The following is a 25,150-nucleotide window of genomic DNA, read 5'->3' on the forward strand; positions in this document are numbered from 1 at the left end:
GTAGGGGCGGGTGAGAGCAGATAAGCTTCTAGACAAAATAGAAGAATTAACAACTCTCACCCGCCCTGAAAAAGTTTTAAGCTAAAATAATTAATTACCAACTCAAAATTCAAAACTCATCACTTATTTCGGAGGCAATATGACTCAAATAGTTCTAGACAATATTCATCCAGATGTTTTAGAAAAAATCCGCAATTTAGCGCAAAAGCATAACCGCAGTTTAGAAGATGAAATCAAAACTATTCTCGCCCAAGCAGCAGAAACAGACGCAGTAGAAAAAAGAGAGATTAATATTTCTCAAGCTTGGTCAAAAATTGATGAAGCTCGGCAGCGTTATGCAGGTAAAATTTTTAGTGATAGCGTGGAGCTTTTACGAGAGGATAGAAATCGTTGACAAAAATTGTAGTTGATGCCAATGTTGCCATAAAGTTAGTTTTACCAGAAATTCACTCAGAAGCAGCCTTGCGGTTGCGAAACAGTAATTTTGAATTGTTAGTCCCGGATTTCTTCTTTTCTGAAATAGGTAATATTTTATGGAAACGGGTGCGACGAAATGACATAAGTTTAGAAGAAGCTAAAAATAATTTAGCAGTACTCTCTTTATTACCTTGGCAAGTTTACTCATCGCAGTCTTTAATGCCTTTAGCGTTAGAAATTGCGGTGCGAATTGACCAAGCTGTTTATGATTGTGTTTATCTTGCCTTAGCTGTGACCAATCAATGTCAAATGGTAACAGCAGATGAAAGATTTTATAATTCGCTTTCGAGAGATACACTTTTTTCTCAAGTTTGTTGGATTGAAAATTTGAATTAGCACAAAAAAAGTGGGCAATGCCCACCATTTGTTAATTAATTAGTTAATCAATTAAATTTAGGAAATAGAATCTGTAAGATTAGTTCCAGACCATTCCAAAGTATCACCGATTCTTTCGCCAGTGTGATAGGCAGCTAAGAGAACTTGGCTAGTTTTACCCCAGGCAATTGTACCAGAGCGATCGATCCCGATCGCTCCAAAATCGCGCTTATTCTTTGCACCTTCAGCAAAAGACTTCTCAAACGCCTGAAGCAAAGACAAACCATCAGTTACCCGAATCACAATTTTTGCTGCCAAACATTCATCAATGATATCTTCACCAATACCAGTACAACTAATAGCCGCTTGATTCGTGGCATAATTACCCGCAGGCATAGCCGAATCACTGACTCTTCCGATGCGTTCAAAACCCTTACCACCAGTAGAAGTTCCCGCAGCGACATTTCCCTCACTATCAATAGCTACCACGCCAATAGTGCCACGTCCCGCCTCACTATCAACTAAAGCCTTTTCCGCCACAACTCCCGCAGCTTCCTTGACAAAATTCTCATCCCGTTCTTGCATCCACTCTTGTAAACGGATATCAGTCAAAGGGTTATAAATGGGAAGTTGCAACTCGCGCAGAAGTTCAGCCGAACCAAAATCTGAGAGTACGCGATCGTCAGAAGCTTGTAAAGCCTCAGCCAATAAAACCGGATTCTGCACGCGAGAAACATTAATCACACCGCTAAACCGCTGCATTGCACCATTCATCAAAGACGCACTCATGCGAATTTGACCATCTGATTGTAAAACCGAACCAGTACCAGCATTAAAACGGGGATCATCCTCCAACAAACGACACCCACGAACCACAGCTGCGGTAGCACTTGCGCCCCCCAACAGCATCGGGTAAACTTCCTCCAACACCCTAAAAAGAGACTTGCGGACAACCTCGACTCCTCCCTTACCCTTGAGAGAACTTCCCGCGCCGCCATGAATAATAAGTTTAGGTTGCACCTGCTGTGCTGACATTACAATTAACCTCTCTAAATTCTTCCTCTGTGTTCTCTGTGCCTGGAGCGGTTCAATCTTTACAAAGCTTGTGTGCGACGACGACGACAACGTTCCGAGCAATACTTCACATCATCCCAGCAATCGGCCCATTTTTTACGCCAAGCAAAAGGTCTTTCACACACTGGACAAATTTTTGTTGGTAAGTCAGATTTAGAACGCTGCTTCGCCATATTAATTTAACGATGTTTTATAATACATTGCTCTTCCCAATTTTAAGGAATTCCATTGCTGGCATCTCCCGTACTTTTGCTGAAAAATCCCAACTCCCAATCACCAATCCCTAGTCCCCAAAACCAAAACATTGAATATGGATGAAACAGCCTTAGCCGGAATCAAGATAGTTTTAGTTAGACCCTTGGGAGCATTAAACGTGGGTTCTGTGGCGCGTGTGATGAAAAACATGGGGTTAACTCAGTTAGTACTGGTAGAACCGCAATGTGACCCATTGGGGGAAGAGGCGCGGAAAATGGCATTACACGCTTTGGATGTGCTGGAAGCGGCGAGGATAGTCCAGAGCATACCAGAAGCATTGGTTGGTTGCCTTCGAGCGATCGCCACTTCTGCCCGTTCCCGTCACTTATCCGTCATCCCAGAAAACCCCCGTACAGCCTTACCCTGGTTATTTGGTGCCGACTCATCCGCCTTAATTTTTGGGCCCGAAGACAAAGGCTTATCCAACGAAGATTTAAAATACGCCCAAAGATTTGTGCAAATTCCTTCGAGTCCAGCCTATCCCTCATTAAATTTGGCGCAAGCCGTAGCAGTTTGCTGTTACGAGCTTTACCAAAACTGTTTAGAAAACCAAGAAGTAGCACAGACAGAGGTAGAGGAAAAAACCAAGGGAGACACAGCCGCCTCTTTAGATGCTTTAGATCGCTACTATCAACAATTAGAATCCTTACTCTTAAAAATTGGCTATCTTTACCCCCACACCGCAGAAAGTCGCATGATAAAATTCCGCTTACTATTCAACCGCGCCCAACCCTCTGCTAATGAAGTAGCAATGCTCAAAGGTATTATCAGCCAAATGGAATGGGCATTAGGCAGGGGGGCAGAGGAGCAGGGGAGCAGGGGAGCAGGGGAGCAGGGGAGCAAGGGAATTCTTCCCTAACCCCTACCCCCTACCCCAGGGCTACTTCATTGTCGCCAAAAAATTTTAACAGATGGGGAGATGGGGGGATGGGGAGGCTTCCGTCTTGGTCAGCGTTCGACTGAGCGCTCACGCCGAAGTCCGAACGGTGGGGGGAAAGAGATGCTTGATGATTCTTCCAATGTTCGCCTGACTTCGGTAGATCTCAATCCCGACCAAATTATTTTCTCCTCCGAACATGAAGCTCGCCCTACCCCCTACCCCCTACCCCCTAACCCCCAGTCCCCAGTCTCCTTTCTCCTGACAGAAGTTAAAAAATCAGTAATTATTCTTATCGAGTGGTGGCAATTTTGGTGTAAATTTCCTTTGTATTGATTTTCGGTAGCATCATTCCCAAAGACTTTGTATAGTGGGAGCGATCGCCTGCATTTTCTAGTTCTTGGTGGAATACTTTTAAGAGGTGTCATTAGTGGCAGCTTTCGATAATCGCCCTCAGCGCCGCCAACGGCGACAGCAAACAAAACAACAGCAAGCACCACAACGGCAGCAACCAGCCAAGACACCAAGCAAGCGGTCTGGGTCGTCTGGTGCTAAACAAATCCTGGAAAGGCTATCGCTAAAGGAACAGCGACCAAATCAACCAAGGCAAAGGTCTACTTCTGCTGAGAGTCGGAACTGGTGGGAGAAACTATTTGGTCAAAAAACTAAATCGCCTGCTAGAAAAGCCCAGAAAGGTCGAGGTAATTTAGTGGCAGTGAATACGTCGCCTCCATATTCCTCTGTCACGGAATTAAGACCCAGAAATAACAATAATCCTCAAGAGCGACAACCACGAAATTTAGAGCTAATTAAGCCTGTGGGTAGACAGTCTCCCGTCTCTGGCAATGGTAGTTATGAGTTTCGGGAAAATGGTAACAAGTCCACCCTGCGTCCTATTTCATCTTCTGAGCGTAGCAAACCACGTCCCCAAAAAAAGCCGCTTTCACCTTTGGTGTATGGTGCAAGGTTGCTAATTTTGGGAATTGGTTTGGGTGTGTTTGTGGGTACGCTATTGTCAATTTTAGACCCAGCAACACGCCAACCATCTGGGGCTACTCCTACAGCACAAACGCCAACTACAGGTGCAGTAGTAAGTCCAGCTACCCCAGAGAGTTCTTTACCTAATAGCACTACAACTCCCAACGCTAGCCAAGAAATTGCGCCTTTAAAAACGCAGCTGACTGCTATATCTGCGGAAAATGTCTTGTTTACGCCAGGGGTGTTTGTGATTGATTTAGAAACTGGTAATTATGCACAGGTGAATGGGAATAATGCTATTTCTGCGGCAAGTACAATTAAAGTGCCGATTTTGATTGCTTTTCTGCAAGATGTGGAAGCAGGGAAAATTCAATGGAATGAAAAATTAACTCTCAAATCGGAGTTTCGGGCTTCGGGTAGTGGTAATCTGCGCCGTCAGAAAGTGGGAACTGAATACACAGCTGAGGATGTGGTGACGCGGATGATTACTATTAGCGATAATACGGCTACTAATATGGCGATCGATCGCTTGGGTGGAATGGAAACTTTAAATCGGCGGTTTCAAGAGTGGGGTTTAACTACAACTGTACTGCGTAACCAATTACCAGATGTGCAAGGGACGAATACTAGTAGCCCGAAAGACTTGGCAGTGTTAATGGCGCGAGTGATGCGAGGTGAGTTGGTGTCAGCGGCTTCGCGCTCACGCATGATCGACATTATGCAACAAACCGAAAATGACTCCCTCTTACCTAAAGGAATTGGTGAAGGTGCGAAAATCGCTCATAAAACTGGTAACATCGGTTCCATGTTGGCTGATGTGGGAATAGTCAATTTACCCTCTGGTAAGCGCTATGTAATTGCTGTTATGGTACAACGTCCCCGTCGAGATGTCCGCGCCCAAAAAATTATTCAACAAATCTCTAGCACTACTTATCAGTACTTTAACCAAAATCCCCAAAATCCTTCCCCAGATGCCCAAGTACCAGATCCCAATCAACCTAGTCTGGAACCAAAAACACCTATACCAACTACAGCGAATTGGATCAATAGTAATTAGTAATTAAGAACCTGTTTGTTGTAACGACTTTAGTCGTTTCTTTGCCCCAGAGAAGGACGGACATCCTCACAACGAACCTGTTTGTTGTAGCGACTTTAGTCGTTTCTTTGCCCCAGAGAAGGACGGACATCCTCACAACGAACCTGTTTGTTGTAGCGACTTTAGTCGTTTCTTTGCCCCAGAGAAGGACGGAAGTCCTCACAACGGACTGATTAAATTAACCAAAAACAAGTTACTGTGAGATAGTCGGGCAATTCTGGATCTTGCCAATGTGCGATCGCATGAGTAAAATAAGTCAAAATTGTGGGAATACTCAGCAACAATATAACTATGGGAATTGAAATGAGTAAATGTTCTGAGTCGATCGCTAAATCTGACCATCCTAACGAAGTTAAAATCTTTTCGGCATGGTGCATAAACACGCCTCTTAATAATAGTAATAGTAAGGCTGCTTCCGCGCTATTACCTAAAATTGTTTCGGCTTTAGGTACTGGTTGAATATAAGGTTGCCAAGTTTGTATTCTCGTCTTTTCGTGACAAATTCTTAAGGGAAATGTGTTTAATTCTTCTGCTAAAATAGCGTTAATTGTTTGGGAAATTTCGGGATATTTAGAGGATAATTCCGGGAATTCAGTTAATGATAAAAAGCCGATTTCGCAGTTGGTTAAAGCGATCGCACTACTTTGATAATTTTCTGCACAGTTCTCTGCTAAACTAGCATAACCAAATAGTTCTCCTGGGTGGTGATAGCGGATTATGGCTTGCTTTAGTAAAATATAACTTTAAGATAAGTTGTAAAAGTTTATGAATAAATTTTAATTTAACGAATTATTGCCAGTTCAAAGAAATTATGGCAACATAAATCATTAAAAATGAAATAGCTAACGACAGATTCAACTTCTTGATAAAATCAGCTATGTTACCTAATTTTAGACGTTTTATCACAATTTATCGAGGTTACGAACGACCATTCTGGGTATCGCAGATATTGTTAGCGATCGCCAATATTTTCACACTGTTGATCCCATTAATGACGCAGGAACTAATTGACGAAGGGTTACTAGGTGGCGATCGAAATGCTTTAGGACAGAGTGTTTTATGGATGGTAATATTTGCCTTTTTGAGTGCCATCTTTACAATTGCAAACGCTTGGTATGGAGTGTTATTTGGCGAATTTACTGCTCATGCAGTGCGGCTCAAGTTGTATCGAAAAATTCAACAGTTTTCCTTTGGCAATTTAGATAAATTTCCCACTAGTGATTTGATGGTAAGAATGACTAGTGATGTGGATGCAATTAAAGGAGCCATACAACAGATAGTTTTATCTTTAGCGCAAGCTCCTGTGATGTTTATTGGGGCATTAATTCTAATTTATTTCTACAGCCCCAGCCTTATATGGATCTTATTAGTTGTGATTCCTGCTGTGAGTATTCTGCTAGCATTTTTCATTAACAAAATAGGAGCATTTTTTGAAGTAGTACAGAAAAAGCTTGATAATTTGAACAGTGTTTTGCAAGAAGATTTAGCAGGTGTGAGAGTAGTCAAAGCTTTTGTGCAAAGTGAATATGAAAACCATCGTTACGATCGCGCCAACCGAGAATTTCGCAAAGCATCTCTGCGCCCCATGCAGTACATTTCTTTCTTGCAACCAACACTGTATTTAATTGTCAACTTAGCAATAGCCAGTGTACTTTGGTTTGGTGGAGTTTCCGTCACCCAAGGACAAGTTACAGTCGGTGAAATTCTCGCTTTTACTCAGTACTTAGCAGTTATTTTAACTCCCCTAGTTTTACTAGCAGTACTTACACCGCAAATTACCGCAGCAGAAGCCTCAGCCGAACGAATATTTCAAGTCATAGATTCAATCCCAACGATACCCGATTCACCCCATCCTTTGGGACTCGATATAGCGACTGCTAAAGGACGCATTGTATTTGAAAATGTTAGGTTTAGCTATTTTGCTAATACCAGCCAAAACCCGGAAGAAAATGATTCTAAATTGGTGCTAAAGAATATTAATTTAGTCATCGAACCGGGACAAACAGTTGCTTTTTTAGGGGCTACAGGATCGGGAAAATCTACTTTAGTGAACTTAATTCCTCGCTTTTATGATGTGACGAGTGGGCGAATCACGATCGATGGTGTAGATGTGCGAAATATTCCTTTGGAAACCTTGCATCAACTAGTAGGAATTTCCTTACAAGAGTCAGTTTTATTTAGTGGAAAAGTGCGCGAAAATGTTTGTTACGGCAAACCCGAAGCTACCGAAGATGAGATGATTGCAGCAGCCAAAGCCGCAGATGCTCACGGTTTTGTCAGTGCAATTCCTGAAGGTTACGATGCTAATATAGCGAGAAGGGGAACAAATTTTTCTGGGGGACAAAGACAGCGGTTATCGATCGCCCGCGCCCTAACCATCAAGCCGAAAATTTTGATTTTTGATGATAGTACAAGTGCTTTAGACATGGCAACAGAAGCCAGGGTTCAAGATGCGATTAAAAACTCAATGGGAGATAGCACAATTTTATTTGTAGCTCAACGTATTAGCACCGTAATTACTGCTGATAATATCTTCCTTTTAGAAGCTGGAGAAATTGTCGCTCAAGGCAATCACGAAACCTTACTTCGCACTAGTTCATTGTATCAAGAAATCTACGAATCTCAACTCGGAGGCGTACCCGCTTAATAGGGACAAGCCAATCATTTTGCCAAGCTATTCACACCAAAAATAGAAAACATGACTAAACCTTTTTTGCATCGTAAATTTCCCTCCAAAGCTGGAGAACCTCCAAAAGAATCTACGGGAAAAGTTTTGCCTCGGTTGTTAGGTTATGTAACCCGCTACACTGGGCAAATCTTATTAGTAATACTACTGTTGTTAGTCGGTACAACATTCAATTTGTTAATTCCTTATCTTTTGGGAGAAGGACTCAACAATTTAAGCACTTCACCGAACTTAAAAGTGCTGTTAAATATTGTCATATTAATGGCGATCGCATCAGTCGGAAGCTGGGTAGGATTATTACTACAAGGGCTAATTATAGCTAAAGTAATGCAACGGGCTTTGTATAACCTGCGGCGCGATTTGTTCGAGCATATCCAAACCCTTTCCATTAATTTCTTCGATCGACAACCGATCGGACAATTAATGAGCCGTGTCACCAATGACACAGAAGTAATTGCTACATTCTTTCGCGGTGGTTTAAATCTGTTATTGAGCGAAAGTATCAAACTAGTTTTTATTGTAACCGCCATGTTTTGGCTGAACTGGAAATTAGCAATTACAGCATTGGTAATTTCACCGTTAGTCATGGGATTACTAGGCTTTATTAGTCGAGTATCCGGGCCAATTTTTGATAATTTACAACAACAAATTGGCGAACTCAATGGCTTAATGGAAGAAACAGTAAGCGGTCAAAAAATAGTCATTGCCTACGGTAGACAACAGGAAGCGATCGACAACTTTCAACAAATTAGTTTAGCCGCAATGCAAGCGGGAATTAAAGCCAGATTTATTGCCTTACTCAGTCGTCCAGTTACACTAGTTTTGACTAACTTAGATGTTGCCTTAGTAGCATTAATTGGCGGTATCTTAGTATTAAATAATCAAGCAGATGTGGGTATAGTCGCCACCTTTTTACAATACACAAGACAATTTGGAATTCCCATCACCAACCTGGCTAATACTTTAGATAGTTTGCTAGCATCAATTTCATCTGCCGAAAGAGTCTTTGCAATTTTAGACGAAAAACCATTAATAGTAGACAAACCTAACGCTTTTACCCTGCCACCAATTCAAGGTCATGTGGTGTTTAAAGATGTAGATTTTAGCTATGTTCAAGGTAGACAAATTCTGAAACACAACACCTTTGAAGCTTTACCCGGTCAAAAAATTGGTTTGTGCGGCCCTACAGGTGCAGGCAAAAGTACAATCATCAACTTAATTACTCGTTATTATGACATTGACAAAGGCGACATTATCATCGACGGACACAGCATTTATGATGTGCAACAGGAAAGTTTACGCCGTCAAATTGGCATTGTATTACAGGAAGCTTTCCTATTTTCAGATACCGTAATGAATAACCTGCGTTACGCTAGATTAGACGCAACAGATGAAGAATGTATTAACGCAGCAAAACAAGCAAATGCTCACGAATTTATCTTGCGTTTACCGAACGGTTACGATACAGTTTTAACCGAGCGAGGTAGTAATCTTAGCCAAGGACAAAGGCAATTATTAACGATCGCTAGAATGATGGTAGCAAATCCCCGCATGGTAATTTTAGACGAAGCTACCAGCAACGTAGATACTCGCACCGAAGAAAAGATTCAACAAGCATTAAATCGCTTAATGCAAGGGCGCACCAGTTTTGTAATTGCTCACCGATTAAGTACAATTCGAGATGCTGACCAAATACTAGTAATTAAAGCTGGAGAAATCATCGAAAGAGGTTCTCACGAAGAATTAATGGCAAAACATGAATTCTACTATGACCTTTATATGAGTCAGTTTAAAGGTAAGGTAGCTGCGATCGCATATTAAATCCAGTTCGTTGTAACGACTTTAGTCGTGCTGTTTAAAAAAGAACGACTAAAGTCGTCACTACAAACTTAATTACGTACTTTATTAAAAAGCGTTGTAACAAAATACTTATTAAACTAGTAGTTTTACTGTCTCAAATAAGTTTGAAGAATTGTAACATATTTATTTTGATCCTAATGGGCATACTAATTAGGAAAGAGTTGCACGACTTTCAATACCGCAAGAGATAGGATTAAACAACCTTCGACGAATTTAGAAAAGGTTCAAGGGGAAAGACTCAACCATGATTAGAACTACTAAAAGAATTGTCAAGGAACGGAGAGATTATAACACTTGGGTCGCCACCGAAACCTTAGAAGATTACTCTTTACGTTATGCTCCCAAATCATTTCGTAAATGGTCAGAATTCCTGGTAGCAAACACTGCCATAGGGGGAATTTCTTTTCTAGCTTTAGAAGCCATAGGTGGTTCACTAGTAATTAATTACGGCTTTGCTAATTCCTGCTGGGCAATTCTCGTTGTTGGTGCAATTATTTTTCTCGCAGGTTTACCAATTAGTTACTACGCCGCTAAATACAATATTGATATAGATTTATTAACCAGAGGCGCAGGTTTTGGTTATATTGGCTCAACAATTACCTCTCTAATTTATGCGTCTTTTACTTTTCTTTTCTTTGCTTTAGAAGCAGCAATTATGGCTCAGGCATTGAAACTTTATTTTCATTTGCCTTTGTCACTTGGCTATTTAATTTGTTCTTTGATAATTATTCCCTTGGTTTTTTACGGAGTCACACTCATTAACAAATTGCAGTTGTGGACGCAACCAATTTGGCTTTTGTTAATGATTTCACCCTATATTTTTGTCCTTTACAAAGAACCAAATGCTTTAGAAAACTGGCTAAATTTTGCGGGTAATTCACCAAGCGGCGCTGCTTTTAATCCGTTATTATTTGGCACAGCAGCAACAGTTTCGTTTTCCTTAATTGCTCAATTAGGAGAACAGGTAGACTATCTCAGATTTTTGCCTACTCTGGGTAAAGAGAATCGATTTAAGTGGTGGTTTGCGGTAATTTTAGCGGGTCCAGGATGGATTATTTTAGGATGTGCAAAGCAGTTAGGCGGGGCTTTTTTAGCTACTTTAGCTATTAAACATGGCGTGGAAGTTTCGGTTGCTAAAGAACCAATTCAAATGTATTTGGCGGGTTTTGCGAGTATTTTTTCTGACCCAAAAGTGGTGTTGTCTGTTGCTACTTTTTTTGTAATTGTTTCCCAAATTAAAATCAATGTTACCAATGCTTATGCAGGGTCTTTAGCTTGGTCAAACTTTTTTTCCAGATTAACTCATAGCCATCCCGGAAGAGTAGTTTGGTTAATATTTAATGTAGCGATCGCACTCCTACTAATGGAGTTAGGAGTATTTCAAACATTAGAAGCCGTCTTGGGTTTATACTCTAATATTGCGATCGCTTGGGTAGGCGCAGTAGTTGCAGATTTAATTATCAATAAACCCTTGGGTTTAAGCCCTTCCTATATTGAATTTAAACGAGCTTACCTCTATAATTTTAATCCAGTGGGTTTTGGGGCAATGGCGATCGCTTCTGGAGTTGCAATTGTCGCCTTTATCGGCGCTTTTGGCAATTATGCTCAAGCCTATTCCCCCTTCATCGCCTTGGGTGTAGCCTTTGTTCTCTCACCAATTATTGCCGTTATTACCAAAGGCAAATACTACATTGCTAGGGAAAACACACATTGCCAAATAAACGATATTAATTCTTTAATAACCTGCTGCATTTGCGAACAAGAATATGAACTAGCAGATACAGCATTTTGTCCAGTTTATGATGGGGCAATTTGCTCTTTATGTTGCAGTTTAGATGCCCATTGTCATGATAAATGTAAACCCTCTGACAGCTATATCAAAACCCTGACAAAAAACCTTTATTATCACGTCCTACATGGTAAACTCTCTCCCAAAATGGGAATAAGAGTAATTAGATTTGGCGGCATATTTTCCCTCAGTGCTGGATTAATTGGCACAATTATGGGTTTAGTTTACTATGAAGGAGTGTTAAATTCACCAGAAGTACCAACAGCAATTCATTACCCAATTCTGAAAATATTTATAGTTGTCTATGCTGCTTTGTTAGTTGTAACCGGAATTGTTACTTGGTGGTTAGTTTTGAGTGAAGAAAGTCGGGAATTAGCCGAAGAAGAATTAGATAAACAAAATCAACTTCTGCAACAAGAAATTGCCGATCGCCAACAAGTAGAAGCAGCTTTACAAAAACTGACTCACGAATTAGAAATGCGCGTCGAACAACGTACATCTGAATTGTCACAAGCCTTGAGTAGTTTACAACAAGCACAAACTCAACTTGTGCAGAACGAAAAAATGTCGAGTTTAGGACAATTAGTAGCAGGAATTGCTCACGAAATTAACAACCCAATTAACTTTATACATGGCAACTTAGAACACGCCAGCGAATATGTTACGGGTTTACTTGAACTCGTAGAAACTTATCAAGCAGAAATTCCCAAAGTTCCGCCTAAGATTGAGGAACTAACAGAAGAAATCGAATTAGAGTTTATTCAGGAAGATTTACCTAAATTACTGTCTTCAATGCGAGTAGGTACAGAAAGAATTCGCGCCATAGTATTATCTTTGCGAAGTTTCTCGCGCTTAGATGAAGCAGAAGTGAAAACTGTAGATCTTCATGAGGGAATAGATAGCACTTTAATGATTTTAGGACATCGCTTAAAAGCTAGATCGGAACGTCCAGCAATTCAAGTTATTAAAGAGTACGGAAACTTACCTTTAGTAGAGTGTTATGCTGGGCAACTTAATCAGGTTTTTATGAATATTTTAGTCAATGCGATCGATGCCCTAGAAGAACAAAATGTTAACCGCACTTTTGCCGATATTCAGGCTCATCCTAATCAAATTACGATTCGCACAACTGTTGAAACAGCAGAATTTGTGGTAATTTCAATTCAAGATAATGGCCCAGGAATGTCTCAAGAAGTGCAACAAAAATTGTTTGATTATCAGTTTACTACCAAACCAATTGGTAAAGGCACAGGATTAGGTTTATCAATTTGTCGTCAAATTGTCGTAGAAAAACATGGCGGAACTTTAACTTGTAAATCGGAATTAGGCAAAGGTGCAGAATTTGCGATCGCCATTCCCATACATCAAACTGCTAAATTAACCATTCCTAACGCAGTTGTTTAGAAATAGCCAAAACCGCCCTTCGTGACTGAGTTAATTGATAACCTTTAAAAGGTTGATATCTTCTACTGTTCCGACTTGTAGCGGCAGGCAGGGCTATCTATGCCAAAATAAAACTTACTAAACAATTATTCCATCCATCTAAACTTGTGTTAACTAACTATTACGATAAAATTGCTCACATCTATGACCAAACCCGTTGGCTAACAGAGCCAGTTGCAGAGGAAGTTGCAGATTTTATTCTTGAATTAGTTGATGCAACACCTGAGACATCTTTTTTAGAACCAGGTGTGGGTACTGGCTTGAATGTTATTCCTTTGGTCAGGCGTGGTTATTCTGTAACTGGAGTTGATATATCTCAAGAAATGCTCGAGCAGTTACGCCAAAAATTACATGATATTCCTCAAAATCTAGAACTAATCTGTGCTGATGCCTCACAATTGCCTTTTCCAGATCGGAGTTTTGATGTTGTGTTAACTGTTCACATGGTTCATACTGTTTCAAATTGGAAGAAGTTTTTGGATGATATTGCTCGCGTACTGAAACCGAAAGGTTTTTATCTCAATGCTCAGTGGATTACTCCACCTGCCAGAAGAGAATTTGAACATTATTTTAGAGCTATTTTATCCAAGTACGAAGAGCCGCAAGACTCAAAACAGAGACAAAAAGCAATTCAAGAAATTAATGTGGAGGAATACTTTTGTAAAAAAGGTTATAGGTCAAACTACCTGATTGCTAAGACATGGATGGTAAAGAATAAGGTTGAGGAATTGCTAAGTTTTTTCAAATCACGAGCCTATGGATTATGTTGGCAAGTGCCGGACGAAACTTTCTATAGAATTATGGAAGAGTTTGAAGAGTTTTGTAATGACCATTACGGTTCATTGGAAACAGAGTTATCATCTGAAGCAAAGTTCGAGATTTGGGCGTACACCGCAAGCTAACATTACACTTTTGTTTTCTTTGTTTATGCAATTAATGTGATTAATGGATTAAGGACTTCAGTCCTAATTATGCTGACACAACTAGGACTAAAGTCCTCACAACAAACTTAAATTATGGCGATCGGATTAACTAAAAGATCCGACCAACTTTTGACTGAAAATCCACATCTTTTCAGCCTTTTCATCATCACGCGCTTGGGGAGAAACCTTCTGCACAAAAGACTTACCATCTTTCTTTTGCCGATTTCCCCAACTCCAATAAGCACCAGACTGTTTATATTCAGGATCGGCGACTACCATAGCAACTCTTTCGCCAGCCAAATCCTGAGAAACATAACCTCCGGTAATATTCTTTTGGAACCAAGGGAAAAGTTTTTGGAACAACGGATAATGGTTACGGAACAGCGGCGTATCAGCCACACATCCGGGATATAAAGAAGTGAAAGTAATCCCCGTTGAATCATGATAGCGACGATGCAATTCGCGCATAGTCAGCACATTGCAAACCTTACTATCTTTATAAGCCTTCACGGGTTCAAACTTCTTACCATCAACCATGCTGATCGGATCTTGAAATCCCTGTGCGAAACCCTCAAAATTTCCTAGATCGGGACGTGGGGGAATCTTCCCACCTAACTCATCTGGATTATGGGTTACAGTGCCTAAAATCACCATCCGTTTATCTGGTGCAGGTGATTTTTTCAAATCTTCTAGCATCATATTACAGAGTAGGAAATGACCCAGGTGATTAGTAGTCATGGTTAACTCATAACCTTCTGGGCTTCGCAATGGCTCTTTTATTAAAGGCATATAAATTGCGGCATTGCACACCAAAGCATCTAGCGATCGACCGCTTACCCGGAAGTTTTTCACGAATTGGCGAACACTGTCCAGGGAACCCAGATCGATTTGCATTAAACTGTAGCTATCCGGCGACATCCCCACACTTTTGGCAGCTGCTTCAGCTTTCGCTAAATCCCGACAAGCCATAACTACGTGCCATCCCCGTTTCGCTAATGCCTTAGCAGCATACAAGCCAACTCCAGAAGAGGCACCTGTAATTACAACAGTTGACTTCCGATTTTGTTCCATTGTCTTCCAACTCTTAATGACCATGAGACCATATTCTAGGATCTCATGACAGTGAACTCTTAGAGCCAAGACAAAATTCTTTTTAATCGATCTTAAAAAAAGACTAAACTAAAGCAGGGGAGCAGGGGCACTCTCGGAGCAAGGGGGAAAATCAAAATAGAAAATTCTTTGTTTTGTCATTAATGAAAGTCTATTTGTGGTTGAAGTAACAACATAATGGTTCCAACTAACACAAAAGACAGAGTTACCCACAACAACATTAAATTTAAACGCATGATTTCTTCTCCTTAAGCACCTTTTAGTTCTGCGTATCCTTGAATATTTTCCGGTTCAAACTGACGCAACACGCGAGTTGCTTGACGGGTTAATTCTTCCGTACCTTGGACAATAATTAGATACTTGCCAGCATTCAAGCGATTTCGATATGCCAAAGCATCTCCACTACCCACCGTTAAACCAACGCCACCACCAACAAAGTAAGCACCCAAAGCCCCAGAAGCAGCACCCAAAAGCCCGCCAATAACATGATTGCCGAAGGCATTTAATGTGGAAATAATGGGAATGCCTGTTAAAAGATTAAAGGCGTATCCGGCAACAAATCCAAATGGTACTAGCCAAACAGCGAGTTTAGTTGCACCTTGCCGTGCTTTTTGATTTGGATTAATTAAGCCATACTCATCAGCACTTTTGTAACCATTACCCAAAATGTTTACTTGCTGAGTTGGGATTCCTTGTTTCTCCAGTTCAGTATATGCTTGTTCTACCTGGATGCGATCGGACAAAACTGCCACTAAATAATTCATCGTCAAACTTGTATTTTGAGTATTCCTACTCCCTCAGCAAATCAAAGCCATTGAGTAAATTCATCTCTCTTTAGAAAGTTAAGACTTTCTAGTACGTTGTTGCGCTTCAGCGCTAAAGAAAGCGCTGAAGCGCAACAACGTACCTATTGTAATTGTTCAGGATCGATGCCCATTTCCCGCAGTTTAGCGAGTAAGGATTGGGATCTTTCCCTCTCCTGTGCTAACAAAGCTTGTGCTTCTTCCGCCCGTTGGCGTTCCGCTTCTGCCCGTTGGCGTTCCGCTTCTGCCCGTTGGCGTTCCGCTTCTGCCCGTTGACTTTCGGCTTCTGCCCGTTGGCGTTCCGCTTCTGTCTGTTCTTCTGACCATAGTAAAAGATTTCCTTGGGCATCCCACCACCTTAACCAAAATCCGGTTCTGCCTTCGTGAGTGCCTTCCCAAACTCCCAGAAATAAGTCTAATCCGGGAATTAAATAACGCCCAGATTCATCGGGTTCTTGGGGTTTATAATGTCCCGACTCTAAACTATAAACCTCGATACGTCCGGTGTTTGGGCGGAAAATTACATAGCGAGGAACTTGGATGACTCGTTCGTAAAAGAACCATTTGCCAATATTTTCTGTAGATTCTACGGAGTATTCTTCGCCGTAGGTAGCGGAAAGAAACTCCATTACTACTTGAGGAATAGTTCCTTCGGTGTGCGGTGTGTAACTGCGACGGGGTGGGGCTTTGCGCCAAGGTTCTACAGGGCGCACATACATCCAATCTGGCGCTTTACAAATGATTCTTTCATCAATTGCCGCACATAAGGCAAAATTAGAAACTATTAGTGCATCTTGGCAAAGTTCCGGGAATGAGGTTAATGGCTGACGCAATGCTGCTGCCAGTAATGGCTGGTCGGTGTTTTCCACTGGGTCATCAGGTAAAATAAAGTCTTCTGGTAATAAAGGCCAAGAAATTGCCAGTGTTTCCACTGCTGTTGGCACTGGTGTGGGAACGGTGGTAGTCATGTGCTCACCTTGCGATCGCCTCTTGTAGAATTTTAATTGATGAATATAGGCAAATGTTGTGCGAACATTAATGTGTTGAGTAAAGTTATGAGCAACGCGCTATGGTATTACCTTTTCCCACAATAATTAAATCAATTTGGCTACGTTTGTTGACAGCAATTTTTACGTTGATTTTGGCTTTTCTTTGGGTAATGTTGAGTGCAACTCCTGTGGCTGTAGCCCAAGAAAAGACGGTTAATTACACTAAGACAAATTTAGAAAATCGCGATTTTTCTAATAAAGATTTAGAAGGTGCGGTGTTTGCTGCGGCGGAAATGAAGGGAATTAATTTCCAAAATTCTAATTTGAATTTGGCGATTATGACTCAGGGAATTATGCCAGAAGCTAATTTAGAAGGTGCTAGTTTAGCTGGGGCTTTAGTTGATAGCGTAGTCCTTAATAAAGCAAATTTGAAAAACGCTATTTTCACAGCAGCAATCATGGTTGATAGTAGTTTTACAGATGCAGATATTACAGGCGCTGACTTTACTGATGCAATCATCGATCGCTACGAAGTCAAACGTCTTTGTAAACGCGCTGAAGGTGTTAATCCAGTAACTAAAGTTGCTACCAGAGATAGTTTAGATTGTGAGTATTTTGGGAGAAGTTAACTGGTGTATTGCTTCCCATTTGAGGACATCTTCTAATAAACTTTGATATCCCAAAATATTGGGGTGAAGTCCATCTTCAGTCAGGCGCGATCGCATCCATTGAACACCACGTCCCATCCACAGATCGAAAATATCTAAATAGGGAATCTCTCGCGCCTGACAAGCTTGTTTAGTTGCTTCTTTGTAACGATATTGGTCAGCCAAGTTATAGTAAAAACAATCTAAAAATGGCATTTTCTCTTCATTAATTGGCACCATTCCCACAAATAAAACCGGACATAATTGTTGGGCGCGATCGAGCAAAGCTGCTATTTCCGCTTCAAAAGTAGCAAATTCTGTGTAATTCCTGCCATTAGGTCTAGCTAATCTCGCCGAATCATTCACTCCCACTGACAGAATGATTAAATCTGGAACCCGATTTCGCAGTTCTCCCCGATTGCGAAACTCATCTTCTAAACGTTCGGCAACTTGCTGTGTGCGATCGCCCCGCACCCCCAGATTATACAAAACATGACCCGGATTCGGTGGCATCATCCACTGTCGTCTGAGTCGTTCCACCCATCCCCCACCTTCATGATCGCCGAATCCATAAACTAAACTATCCCCCAGCGCTACCACCTTTAGGGAAGGGTGATTCACTAAGCGTAAATGAAAGGAAGTACTATCTGCTAATGCTGCCATGTAACACAGAGTATAAATACTGAACTATTCTAAAATCTTGACACAACGACAAGAAAATACACAATATCTCACATTAGAAGTGTAGGGATTGGGGACTGGGGACTGGGAGACAAGGGGACAAGGAGACAAGGGGACAAGGAGACAAGGAGACAAGGGGAATTTAATTTTACCTTTCTTTCTCCTCTGCCCCTCTGCCCCTCTGCCCCTCTGCCCCTCTGCCCCCCTGCCCCTCTGCCCCTCTGCCCCTCTGCCCCCCTGCCCCCCTGCCCCCCTGCCCCTCTGCTACACTGGAATATGACCTTTAGAACAGGGTTTTATGTACAAGCGCTCCAAATTTGAGACTAGCCAAACCCAAGTGATGTATCGGGCGGAAGATTTAATTAAAGCAGCTTCCAACCGTTATCGGATTACGGTACAGGTGGCAAATCGCGCCAAACGTCGCCGTTATGAAGATTTTGAAAATATTGACGATCCAATGATGAAACCTGTAATTCGGGCAATCATTGAAATGTCTGATGAGTTAACTCAACCAGAAATTATCGGCGAATAGTGTAATTAGTCATTGGTCTTTTGTCCTTTGTTAGTCAACAATAGCAAATGACCAAGAACCAATGACCAAGAACCAATGACTAAGAAAGCGAGATTTGCACTTGTAGCTTTAACAATTTTGGGTTTAACGGTTTTGCGATCGCACATCCCATCAATCAACCCAAATTTATTCTCTCTCCAACCTGTACAAGCGCAAGATGCGCCAAGTCAAAATCCCCAAAGAATCACAGTGGAGGGTGTTTGGCAAAGAGTTTATGAACTGTTGCCAGATTTTCCGAAAGAAAATCAATATATCAGCAAGGAAAACGGAAAACAGGCAACAAGCAATACATTAGTCGGTCGTTTGATTCGATATCATATGTTCGTTAAAGGTCGTCCACCGATTTACCGCTTAGATTGGAAATTGACGATCGCAGATTATTTAGGCGTGAATGATGTAATGTTTGAAGGTGTGTATCCTGGTGGAGATACGCTGCGACAAAATCCGATGGATAGCGATCGTGCAGTGATTACTCGCCTGACTCGTTCTCAAAGAGATGCTTTAGTCAACACCCTCGTCAGTCTCTTTAACCCCAACGCCGCAGCTGAATCTCAACCCACCCCAAAACCAACTCCCACACCAAACACACCAACTCCAACTCCCAACCCTAGTAGATCTCTTCCTGCTTTACCTCAACCAGGAGACGCACAGCAACTCAAACCTTGACCATGACAAATGACAAATAACCAATGACGAATGACAAACTAATTAAAAGTGGTGTTGGTTGGCGACTTGGTTGGAACCCGAAAGCTGAGAAATTTCAGGGTTTGGTGGGTGGGGATGATTGGGCGATCGAACTCACAGAAGCAGAGTTAAACGACTTTTGCCGATTGTTGGCGCAATTAGCAGCGACAATGGAACAAATGGCGAGTGAATTAATGGATGAGGAAAAAATTGCCACTGAAGCCGAAACTGACTTAATTTGGCTGGAAGTGGAAGGTTATCCGCACTCTTACAGCCTGCATTTAATTGTAAATTGCGATCGGCGTTGCGAAGGCAGCTGGTCAGCCGAAGCAGTCCCCCAATTATTGCAAGCAATTCAAATTTTCAAAGTTTTCTAGTTGCGGATTCTTTTGTTCGTGCTATACTAGACAAGCGAAAAGAAATCGGGGCGTAGCGCAGCTTGGTAGCGCACCACTTTGGGGTAGTGGGGGTCGCACGTTCAAATCGTGTCGCTCCGATTAGCAAAACCCGCTCTAGTAGCGGGTTTTGGCTTTTAAAGTAGCATACTGACCGTTGCCAGACACCATCGATGGCTATGACAAACTATGTCGATTTGAGCCACCTTAAAGGATAAATTTAAGATACGAGTTTTCAAGGGTGTAGGGCATGGCTGGTCAACGGAATCGAAAAGGGACAGTAGCAGTCCAGAGTTTCAAGGGAGTGCTCCGACTGGTATGGAGCTATCAAGGCAAACAGCATTATCTTTATTGCGGACTGGCTGACACCCCCCTGAACCGAATTGTGGCTGAAGGTAAAGCCAAGGTAATTCAAGGAGATTTGGCTACTGGTAACTTTGACCCAAGTTTAGCGAAATATAAACCAGCACCACCAAATCAGATTTCAGTAGTAGCGTTATTTCAACGCTTTATGGAATCCAGACAAAAATTAATTTATTCCCGTTCTCTGGAAAAATACAAGGCGCTTCTCAATAAACTTGAGGCATTTTTTGGTAATAAACCAGCGCAATCTGTTACGGAAACTGACACTTATAAATTTAAGGAAAAACTAGCAACTGAAATATTACCTATTACTTTAAAAGAGCGAATTACTTTACTTAGGTCTTGCTGGAATTGGGGCATCAAAAATAAATTAGTAACCGAAAATCCTTGGGCTGAAGTAATCGTTCGTGTCCCACCTAAACAAAAACCCAAACCTTTTACCAAAGAAGAAATCATCAAGATTGTTACTGCCTTCCGAGAACAATGTCCTCACTACGCTGATTTTGTGGAATTCCTCTTTGGCACTGGTGTCAGGACTGGCGAAGCGATCGCACTTCAATGGAAACATTTAGACGACAATTGTTCATCTGTTTGGATTGGCGAAAGTTTAAGTCGTGGTCGCCGCAAAGAAACTAAGACTGGTCGCGATCGCACCATCAATCTTACCCCTCACCTACAACAAATTCTTTTATCTCGTCGTCCAATTGATTTCCATCCTGAAGATTTGATTTTTATGGCTCCGGCTGGTGGCGCGATCGATGACCATAATTTTCGTAACCGCGCTTGGAAGCCTGTTTTAACTAGTTTAGGCATTCCTTACCGCAAACCTTACACTACACGCCATACTTTAGTTTCTCATGCTCTAGAAAAAGGCATGAATCCAGTTAATGTTGCGGAACTGACTGGTCATGACGTGAAGACTTTGTATCAACATTATGCTGGTGTGGTCAACAAAACTAAGTTACCTGATATTTTTGCCGACGATTTTTAAGCTGATTCCCTAATTTCTGGGATTGATAGTAAGCGATCGCTCTTTGATGATCGGGATGATTTGGGTTCATCCCACAAGTAATTAAATCCTGAAGTAACTCCTCGTTATATAGCCATTCATTTCCTACCCTGGCACAATGAATTCCCTCAATCAAAATTCCTTGTTTACGATATCTAATTAAAGTGCGAGGACTTTTGGAAAGTATTTCACCCGCTGCATTTTTGTCAATAAATTTCATTTGATATCCAGTCTCCAGAACAATTATCTGCTATCTATTAGCTTTGTAATCAGCAATGATAGAGAGTGCATTTTTGGTGTTAATCAGCAGCTTCAAGGAATAACGATGATTCGCTATCTTGGTCAGAAGCTGCTGACATTCGCTCAACAATTTGTCTCTTTCTTGTAGAGCCGTTTCGAGTTTTTCGCTTGCACTCATCTCGTTTTTTCGCCCTAAATAAAAAGTCGTGGTATTCAGGTGTTTCCACAAATCCGCACTTACTACAGGTAAAAATGTGGATGCCAGGAATGGCGATCGCTACTTATCGTTTGGCTTACCAAAATGCTGATACTTCTGTTAGTGGCGATCGCATGAAACAACTAGCTGTAGACAATCAGTTGATGCGTCAACAATTAACTGATTTCCCGAAGTTAGAATTTGAGCTTAATTTCTACAAAGGTGAATGTGAACGCCAACGTGAAGAATTGCGTGAAGCGTACATGAATCTGAATAAACAGAAATTAGCAGAAGCCGAAGAGTTTCGCAGACAAATCGATTCTCTTCATCAGGAACGTAATGATTTAGAAACTAAGTTATCTCTAGCAGAACAACGTTTAACTGAAATTGCTGTACTTGAACAAAAAGTTAAAGACTTAGAGCAGAGTTTAGTTAACGCCCAATCAGAAATTGAAACCAAAAACCAACGCCTGTCTGAACTGGAAACTCAACGCCAATCTACTGCGAAGAAAAATGGCAAAGTTCCCGTAGCAAGTAGCATTTAGTTTTTTGTTATCCCAGTAGCAAATATCATTCTCTGCTATTGGGAATTATTTCTGGCTAAACGATCGCTATCAAATCAAATGCAAAGGATATTTTATGAACAGTGAAAAAACGGAAAACCATGTTCAATTTGAGGGTTGGTGCATTCTAGAAATCATGGGACACCGCAAACTAGGCGGCTATCTCAAAGAAGCCAACATCGCCGGAGCAAGTTTTATCCGATTCGATACTTTTAACGAAACAGGTGTAGTTGCTGCCACCCAGTTCTATAACCCATCTAGTATTTATTGCATCACACCAACAACTCAGGAAATAGCGATCGCTTTCGGGTTAAGAAATCAACCAGCCCCGGTGCAAAAATGGGAACTAAAACCAATACCTGAACCTGTTGTCATTGTTCCATTTGCTGATGAAGATTTTTTTGAGCCGGAGTGATTTGCAATTTTCATGATAGCGGGTCGCGCATCCTATTTTTAGATATCGGGCAGCGACCCGCTCTCCTACTTGACGAAATTAACCAAGACAGACAACTTGAGAGACGATGTAACTATGTAACGCAGGGGATAATTTGAGGAAATTATCAATCCCAAACATATACATGACTTGGCTTTCGACGGTTACATTTTTAGGTTATTTCTCAAAGAATGAAGCTGTAACCTCATGTAACTGACCAAAACCAATAACTCCAAATTTATCTGTGTGGTGTAAATTCTTCAGTCGGGATAAATGTTAGTTACATCAAGTTACGTCGGGTGACGCATTAGCATCTGATTTGTGCAATTCAGACACAGCAACCGTTGTAGACTCTGATAGAGTTGCCGTTACATCAGTTACATCAGCATTTGGATTCAGTTGATTTGGTTGATGCCACAAACTGATGAACTCGGACACAATGTTAATCGGCAGCAGACAGCAACGGCGGGATACCATTTCTGGTTCTTTGGGCAACATCGGATTACCATCAACATCGGTACGTGGTGTAATCAGCAGCCGTTGATAAGTTAAACTCTCATCCTTGGAACGATGGAATTTTTGCACAGATTTGATTCGACCACCAGCTTTGTCGATTAGTGCTTCGATGACTTTGCGGCTGTAGATGGGAGCAAACATTCGATCGAGTAGTTGCCAGACGTTACTCATATTGATGGCTAAAGCTTTCCCAATTTCCGATGTATCCACCACGCGCACGCTCCACATTCCAATCAGTGATTCGGCGTGCAAAGCATTCAGCTTATCCAAAAAGTCAGTCAGTGAATTGGCAACAGAATCCGCATCGTTTGCAGTTTTGCACAGTTGCTCAACTACATACGACTTAATTTCATCACTCTTGAAATTGGCTAATTTAGCAACGGCTTGAGCATACCAAGTAATCAAACCAAGGGAGTCTGCAATTCTGGCATGGGCATAAGGTAAATGCGATCGCAATTGGGAAGCTAAAGCCCGAATTTGTTGAACCGGATAGCCCAATTTAATCAAATCCGGCAATGCGCCAGATGCTAACTGTTGCGCTTGCTGCATTTCATCCCAGGCAGTTTTGTCGCCATCATTAACGCGATAAAAAGGAACTTGAATCAACCGGGATAAAGTTGCAGGTTGGTCATCGCCCACCGCATGATTAGAACAGACAATCAGTGGCGAATGTGGTTCTTGGTAGTTGCCTCGTACCTTGCGCGGAACGGCATTAAACAAACCTTTGAGCAATTCATCTAATTCCCGACTCCGCTGTGGGTCATCTAAACACAATGGCAAGGAACCTGCTAATTTCAGAGTTTCGTAAGTAGCACTCACACTCGCCCGATGTAACACCCCTCTGTTGTTGAGCCAGCCGACTAACGATAAGGCATTATTCGCTGCTACTGATTTGTTGGAACCAGGATCGCCCACCAAGTTAATTAGTGGAAAACACTTTTCGCGCAACATGATCGTGCGGTAATGTACCCCAGCTGCCCAGTGATTCGTCACTTTGTATTCTTTAATGGCAGAAATAGCCTGGACGTGACGGCATTGATTTCTGGAATGGTGGGGATTTTGCCAGCCATCAAGTTTAGCGAAAGTGAACAGAGTGCCGATTCCGACACCCGATCGCCCAAAACTAGCCCATTTGCGCTGACATTCACCTGGTTGATACTTGCTACTTTGCCGACTCCAAGCATCCCAGTCGTCAAGTAAACTTTGGTCAATGCTGTGTAGTGCCATCCCAACTTTGAGCCATTCTTCATAGTTATCGGCTCTGGATGGATGCAATGCTTTTAGGTAGGAGAGCGCCCAATCTACATCAGTCCATTGACTAGTAATTGAGTTGGTTGCACCTTTGGGATAAATGCCGATCGCTTCTAATGATTCCACTTCCACCGGGACGGCACGATTAATTGATTGATATGGATTGCCAGATGGTCCTAGAGTCGGCGCAAGTACCGTGAACCGCCCCGCACCTAACGCTTCTCCGACATGAATACCATCTCTGTGTAGGGCAAAGTTGGTAAATGGTTTGCCGTTGGGCCAATTCTTGACTTTGACACCAATTCGCCAACCACCGGAATGCGATCGCTCCACAAAAGTACCCTGTAATTGGGGCAATTGCAGAATCTTGGCTACTGCTGCATCACATTCATCTTGGGAAGCGAAACATTTGACATCGAAATCTAACCAAGTGGTATTGTTCCAACCACCCAGCGTCCCAACTCCATTTGTGGGATTGGCAAACCATTGTTGAAGTTCTTTGGTGTTGGGCTGACGCTTTTGGTATTGCCGATGGTTGACTAGATGCGGTTTACCTGACTCATCGAGGTAACTGGGATTTTTGCCTGTGTACAACGGTAAAGGCTGCAAGTTTTCGTTAAGTGGACAATGCTCCCAAATATGACGCTCCGGGTCTGCCTTACCTAACTTGTGATGCAGCTGCGGGTCTTGCTGCGGTGCGACTGGTAAAGGCGGATAACCCTCATTTAATAACCAATCGATTACCGCTTGCCGTTGAGCAATGTATTCGTCATCAGCATTGATCTGATATTCCCTGATTTGACTTGTCATAAAGCTCATCAATTCGCTATTAGCAGCGTTTCGTATCACAAACTACAACTTTTTTAATGTAACAGGTATGTAGCATTAGTTAGAAAAAGAATAAAAAACCTTTTTCTGGAGAGCAT

At 41.8% G+C, this 25,150-nt stretch carries 26 protein-coding genes and 1 tRNA gene; 17 read left to right on the forward strand and 10 right to left on the reverse strand.

What is annotated here, in order from left to right; genetic code table 11:
* The first annotated feature begins 139 nt into the window (after positions 1-139).
* Together ACE1CI_RS14255 and ACE1CI_RS14260 are read left to right on the forward strand one after the other, a co-directional pair.
* On the forward strand, positions 140-394 hold the full coding sequence (locus tag ACE1CI_RS14255; RefSeq protein ID WP_413262771.1) for a FitA-like ribbon-helix-helix domain-containing protein: 255 nt from the start codon (positions 140-142) through the stop codon (positions 392-394).
* On the forward strand, positions 391-813 hold the full coding sequence (locus tag ACE1CI_RS14260; protein ID WP_413262772.1) for a type II toxin-antitoxin system VapC family toxin: 423 nt from the start codon (positions 391-393) through the stop codon (positions 811-813). Before ACE1CI_RS14255 ends, ACE1CI_RS14260 begins: the two co-directional genes overlap by 4 nt.
* Before the next feature lie 57 nt (positions 814-870).
* Here the strand turns inward: ACE1CI_RS14260 and ACE1CI_RS14265 are convergent, their stop codons facing one another.
* Together ACE1CI_RS14265 and ACE1CI_RS14270 are read right to left on the reverse strand one after the other, a co-directional pair.
* Entirely contained in the window at positions 871-1,827 is a 957-nt protein-coding gene (locus tag ACE1CI_RS14265; RefSeq protein ID WP_413262773.1) for an isoaspartyl peptidase/L-asparaginase, read from the reverse strand.
* A gap of 59 nt (positions 1,828-1,886) precedes the next feature.
* Positions 1,887-2,039: a DUF2256 domain-containing protein gene (locus tag ACE1CI_RS14270; RefSeq protein WP_413262774.1), complete on the reverse strand. Its 153-nt coding sequence runs from the start codon at positions 2,037-2,039 to the stop codon at positions 1,887-1,889.
* Positions 2,040-2,176: 137 nt separating this feature from the next.
* Between ACE1CI_RS14270 and ACE1CI_RS14275 the strand changes: the two genes are divergently transcribed.
* Complete coding sequence (locus ACE1CI_RS14275) at positions 2,177-2,980, forward strand: RNA methyltransferase (RefSeq protein ID WP_413262775.1); 804 nt, start codon at positions 2,177-2,179, stop codon at positions 2,978-2,980.
* 448 nt (positions 2,981-3,428) lie between these two features.
* Positions 3,429-5,033 (forward strand): serine hydrolase, encoded by a 1,605-nt coding sequence (locus tag ACE1CI_RS14280; RefSeq protein ID WP_413262776.1) that lies wholly within the window; start codon positions 3,429-3,431, stop codon positions 5,031-5,033.
* Positions 5,034-5,245: 212 nt separating this feature from the next.
* Here the strand turns inward: ACE1CI_RS14280 and ACE1CI_RS14285 are convergent, their stop codons facing one another.
* Positions 5,246-5,449, reverse strand: coding sequence for a hypothetical protein (locus ACE1CI_RS14285; RefSeq protein ID WP_413262777.1), 204 nt, complete (start codon positions 5,447-5,449; stop codon positions 5,246-5,248).
* 139 nt (positions 5,450-5,588) lie between these two features.
* Between ACE1CI_RS14285 and ACE1CI_RS14290 the strand changes: the two genes are divergently transcribed.
* The 5 genes from ACE1CI_RS14290 (at position 5,589) to ACE1CI_RS14310 (ending at position 13,752) form a co-directional block, all read left to right on the forward strand.
* A complete protein-coding gene (locus ACE1CI_RS14290) occupies positions 5,589-5,720 on the forward strand; it encodes a hypothetical protein (protein ID WP_413262778.1) in 132 nt (43 codons plus the stop codon).
* 229 nt (positions 5,721-5,949) lie between these two features.
* Positions 5,950-7,719, forward strand: a complete 1,770-nt coding sequence (locus ACE1CI_RS14295) for an ABC transporter ATP-binding protein (protein WP_413262779.1) — start codon at positions 5,950-5,952, stop codon at positions 7,717-7,719.
* A gap of 51 nt (positions 7,720-7,770) precedes the next feature.
* Positions 7,771-9,579 carry an ABC transporter ATP-binding protein gene (locus ACE1CI_RS14300; RefSeq protein ID WP_413262780.1) on the forward strand — a complete coding sequence of 603 codons (1,809 nt, stop codon included), beginning with the start codon at positions 7,771-7,773 and terminating at the stop codon, positions 9,577-9,579.
* A gap of 283 nt (positions 9,580-9,862) precedes the next feature.
* Positions 9,863-12,811 (forward strand): ATP-binding protein, encoded by a 2,949-nt coding sequence (locus tag ACE1CI_RS14305; RefSeq protein WP_413262781.1) that lies wholly within the window; start codon positions 9,863-9,865, stop codon positions 12,809-12,811.
* Between the two features lie 146 nt (positions 12,812-12,957).
* Positions 12,958-13,752, forward strand: coding sequence for a class I SAM-dependent methyltransferase (locus ACE1CI_RS14310; protein WP_413262782.1), 795 nt, complete (start codon positions 12,958-12,960; stop codon positions 13,750-13,752).
* A gap of 126 nt (positions 13,753-13,878) precedes the next feature.
* Here ACE1CI_RS14310 and ACE1CI_RS14315 read toward each other — a convergent pair whose 3' ends face one another.
* The 3 genes from ACE1CI_RS14315 to ACE1CI_RS14325 all read right to left on the reverse strand — a co-directional run bounded on the left by ACE1CI_RS14315 (position 13,879) and on the right by ACE1CI_RS14325 (position 16,654).
* On the reverse strand, positions 13,879-14,844 hold the full coding sequence (locus ACE1CI_RS14315) for a protochlorophyllide reductase (RefSeq protein WP_413262783.1): 966 nt from the start codon (positions 14,842-14,844) through the stop codon (positions 13,879-13,881).
* Positions 14,845-15,131: 287 nt separating this feature from the next.
* Positions 15,132-15,647 (reverse strand): hypothetical protein, encoded by a 516-nt coding sequence (locus ACE1CI_RS14320; protein WP_413262784.1) that lies wholly within the window; start codon positions 15,645-15,647, stop codon positions 15,132-15,134.
* Between the two features lie 143 nt (positions 15,648-15,790).
* Positions 15,791-16,654: a Uma2 family endonuclease gene (locus ACE1CI_RS14325; RefSeq protein WP_496615471.1), complete on the reverse strand. Its 864-nt coding sequence runs from the start codon at positions 16,652-16,654 to the stop codon at positions 15,791-15,793.
* Positions 16,655-16,755: 101 nt separating this feature from the next.
* Here ACE1CI_RS14325 and ACE1CI_RS14330 point away from each other — a divergent pair, with 101 nt between their 5' ends.
* Positions 16,756-17,304 carry a pentapeptide repeat-containing protein gene (locus tag ACE1CI_RS14330; RefSeq protein ID WP_413267680.1) on the forward strand — a complete coding sequence of 183 codons (549 nt, stop codon included), beginning with the start codon at positions 16,756-16,758 and terminating at the stop codon, positions 17,302-17,304.
* Here the strand turns inward: ACE1CI_RS14330 and ACE1CI_RS14335 are convergent.
* Positions 17,275-17,985, reverse strand: a complete 711-nt coding sequence (locus ACE1CI_RS14335; RefSeq protein ID WP_413267681.1) for a GDSL-type esterase/lipase family protein — start codon at positions 17,983-17,985, stop codon at positions 17,275-17,277. The genes ACE1CI_RS14330 and ACE1CI_RS14335 overlap by 30 nt on opposite strands.
* Positions 17,986-18,301: 316 nt before the next feature.
* Between ACE1CI_RS14335 and ACE1CI_RS14340 the strand changes: the two genes are divergently transcribed.
* The 5 genes from ACE1CI_RS14340 to ACE1CI_RS14360 all read left to right on the forward strand — a co-directional run bounded on the left by ACE1CI_RS14340 (position 18,302) and on the right by ACE1CI_RS14360 (position 21,007).
* The gene (locus ACE1CI_RS14340) at positions 18,302-18,535 is read left to right on the forward strand and encodes a DNA-directed RNA polymerase subunit omega (protein WP_073592500.1); all 234 of its coding nucleotides are present in this window, start codon (positions 18,302-18,304) and stop codon (positions 18,533-18,535) included.
* 75 nt (positions 18,536-18,610) lie between these two features.
* The gene (locus ACE1CI_RS14345) at positions 18,611-19,240 is read left to right on the forward strand and encodes a hypothetical protein (RefSeq protein WP_413267009.1); all 630 of its coding nucleotides are present in this window, start codon (positions 18,611-18,613) and stop codon (positions 19,238-19,240) included.
* Positions 19,241-19,263: 23 nt separating this feature from the next.
* Positions 19,264-19,635, forward strand: a complete 372-nt coding sequence (locus tag ACE1CI_RS14350; RefSeq protein ID WP_413267010.1) for a DUF1818 family protein — start codon at positions 19,264-19,266, stop codon at positions 19,633-19,635.
* Between the two features lie 46 nt (positions 19,636-19,681).
* Positions 19,682-19,755: transfer RNA gene (locus ACE1CI_RS14355), tRNA-Pro, on the forward strand.
* 148 nt (positions 19,756-19,903) lie between these two features.
* A complete protein-coding gene (locus tag ACE1CI_RS14360; RefSeq protein ID WP_413267011.1) occupies positions 19,904-21,007 on the forward strand; it encodes a tyrosine-type recombinase/integrase in 1,104 nt (367 codons plus the stop codon).
* Here ACE1CI_RS14360 and ACE1CI_RS14365 read toward each other — a convergent pair.
* Positions 20,973-21,245, reverse strand: a complete 273-nt coding sequence (locus ACE1CI_RS14365) for a helix-turn-helix domain-containing protein (RefSeq protein ID WP_413267012.1) — start codon at positions 21,243-21,245, stop codon at positions 20,973-20,975. The two genes, ACE1CI_RS14360 and ACE1CI_RS14365, sit on opposite strands and share 35 nt — an antisense overlap.
* A gap of 30 nt (positions 21,246-21,275) precedes the next feature.
* On the reverse strand, positions 21,276-21,443 hold the full coding sequence (locus ACE1CI_RS14370; protein ID WP_413267013.1) for a hypothetical protein: 168 nt from the start codon (positions 21,441-21,443) through the stop codon (positions 21,276-21,278).
* A gap of 74 nt (positions 21,444-21,517) precedes the next feature.
* Between ACE1CI_RS14370 and ACE1CI_RS14375 the strand changes: the two genes are divergently transcribed.
* The gene (locus tag ACE1CI_RS14375) at positions 21,518-22,006 is read left to right on the forward strand and encodes a hypothetical protein (RefSeq protein ID WP_413267014.1); all 489 of its coding nucleotides are present in this window, start codon (positions 21,518-21,520) and stop codon (positions 22,004-22,006) included.
* A gap of 94 nt (positions 22,007-22,100) precedes the next feature.
* Positions 22,101-22,439 (forward strand): hypothetical protein, encoded by a 339-nt coding sequence (locus tag ACE1CI_RS14380; protein ID WP_413267015.1) that lies wholly within the window; start codon positions 22,101-22,103, stop codon positions 22,437-22,439.
* Positions 22,440-22,742: 303 nt separating this feature from the next.
* Here ACE1CI_RS14380 and ACE1CI_RS14385 read toward each other — a convergent pair whose 3' ends face one another.
* The gene (locus tag ACE1CI_RS14385; RefSeq protein ID WP_413267016.1) at positions 22,743-25,034 is read right to left on the reverse strand and encodes a PriCT-2 domain-containing protein; all 2,292 of its coding nucleotides are present in this window, start codon (positions 25,032-25,034) and stop codon (positions 22,743-22,745) included.
* Between the last annotated feature and the right edge of the window lie 116 nt (positions 25,035-25,150).

The sequence above is a fragment of the Floridaenema flaviceps BLCC-F50 genome, assembly GCF_041929275.2.
GTDB classification, from domain to species: Bacteria; Cyanobacteriota; Cyanobacteriia; order Cyanobacteriales; family Aerosakkonemataceae; genus Floridanema; species Floridanema flaviceps.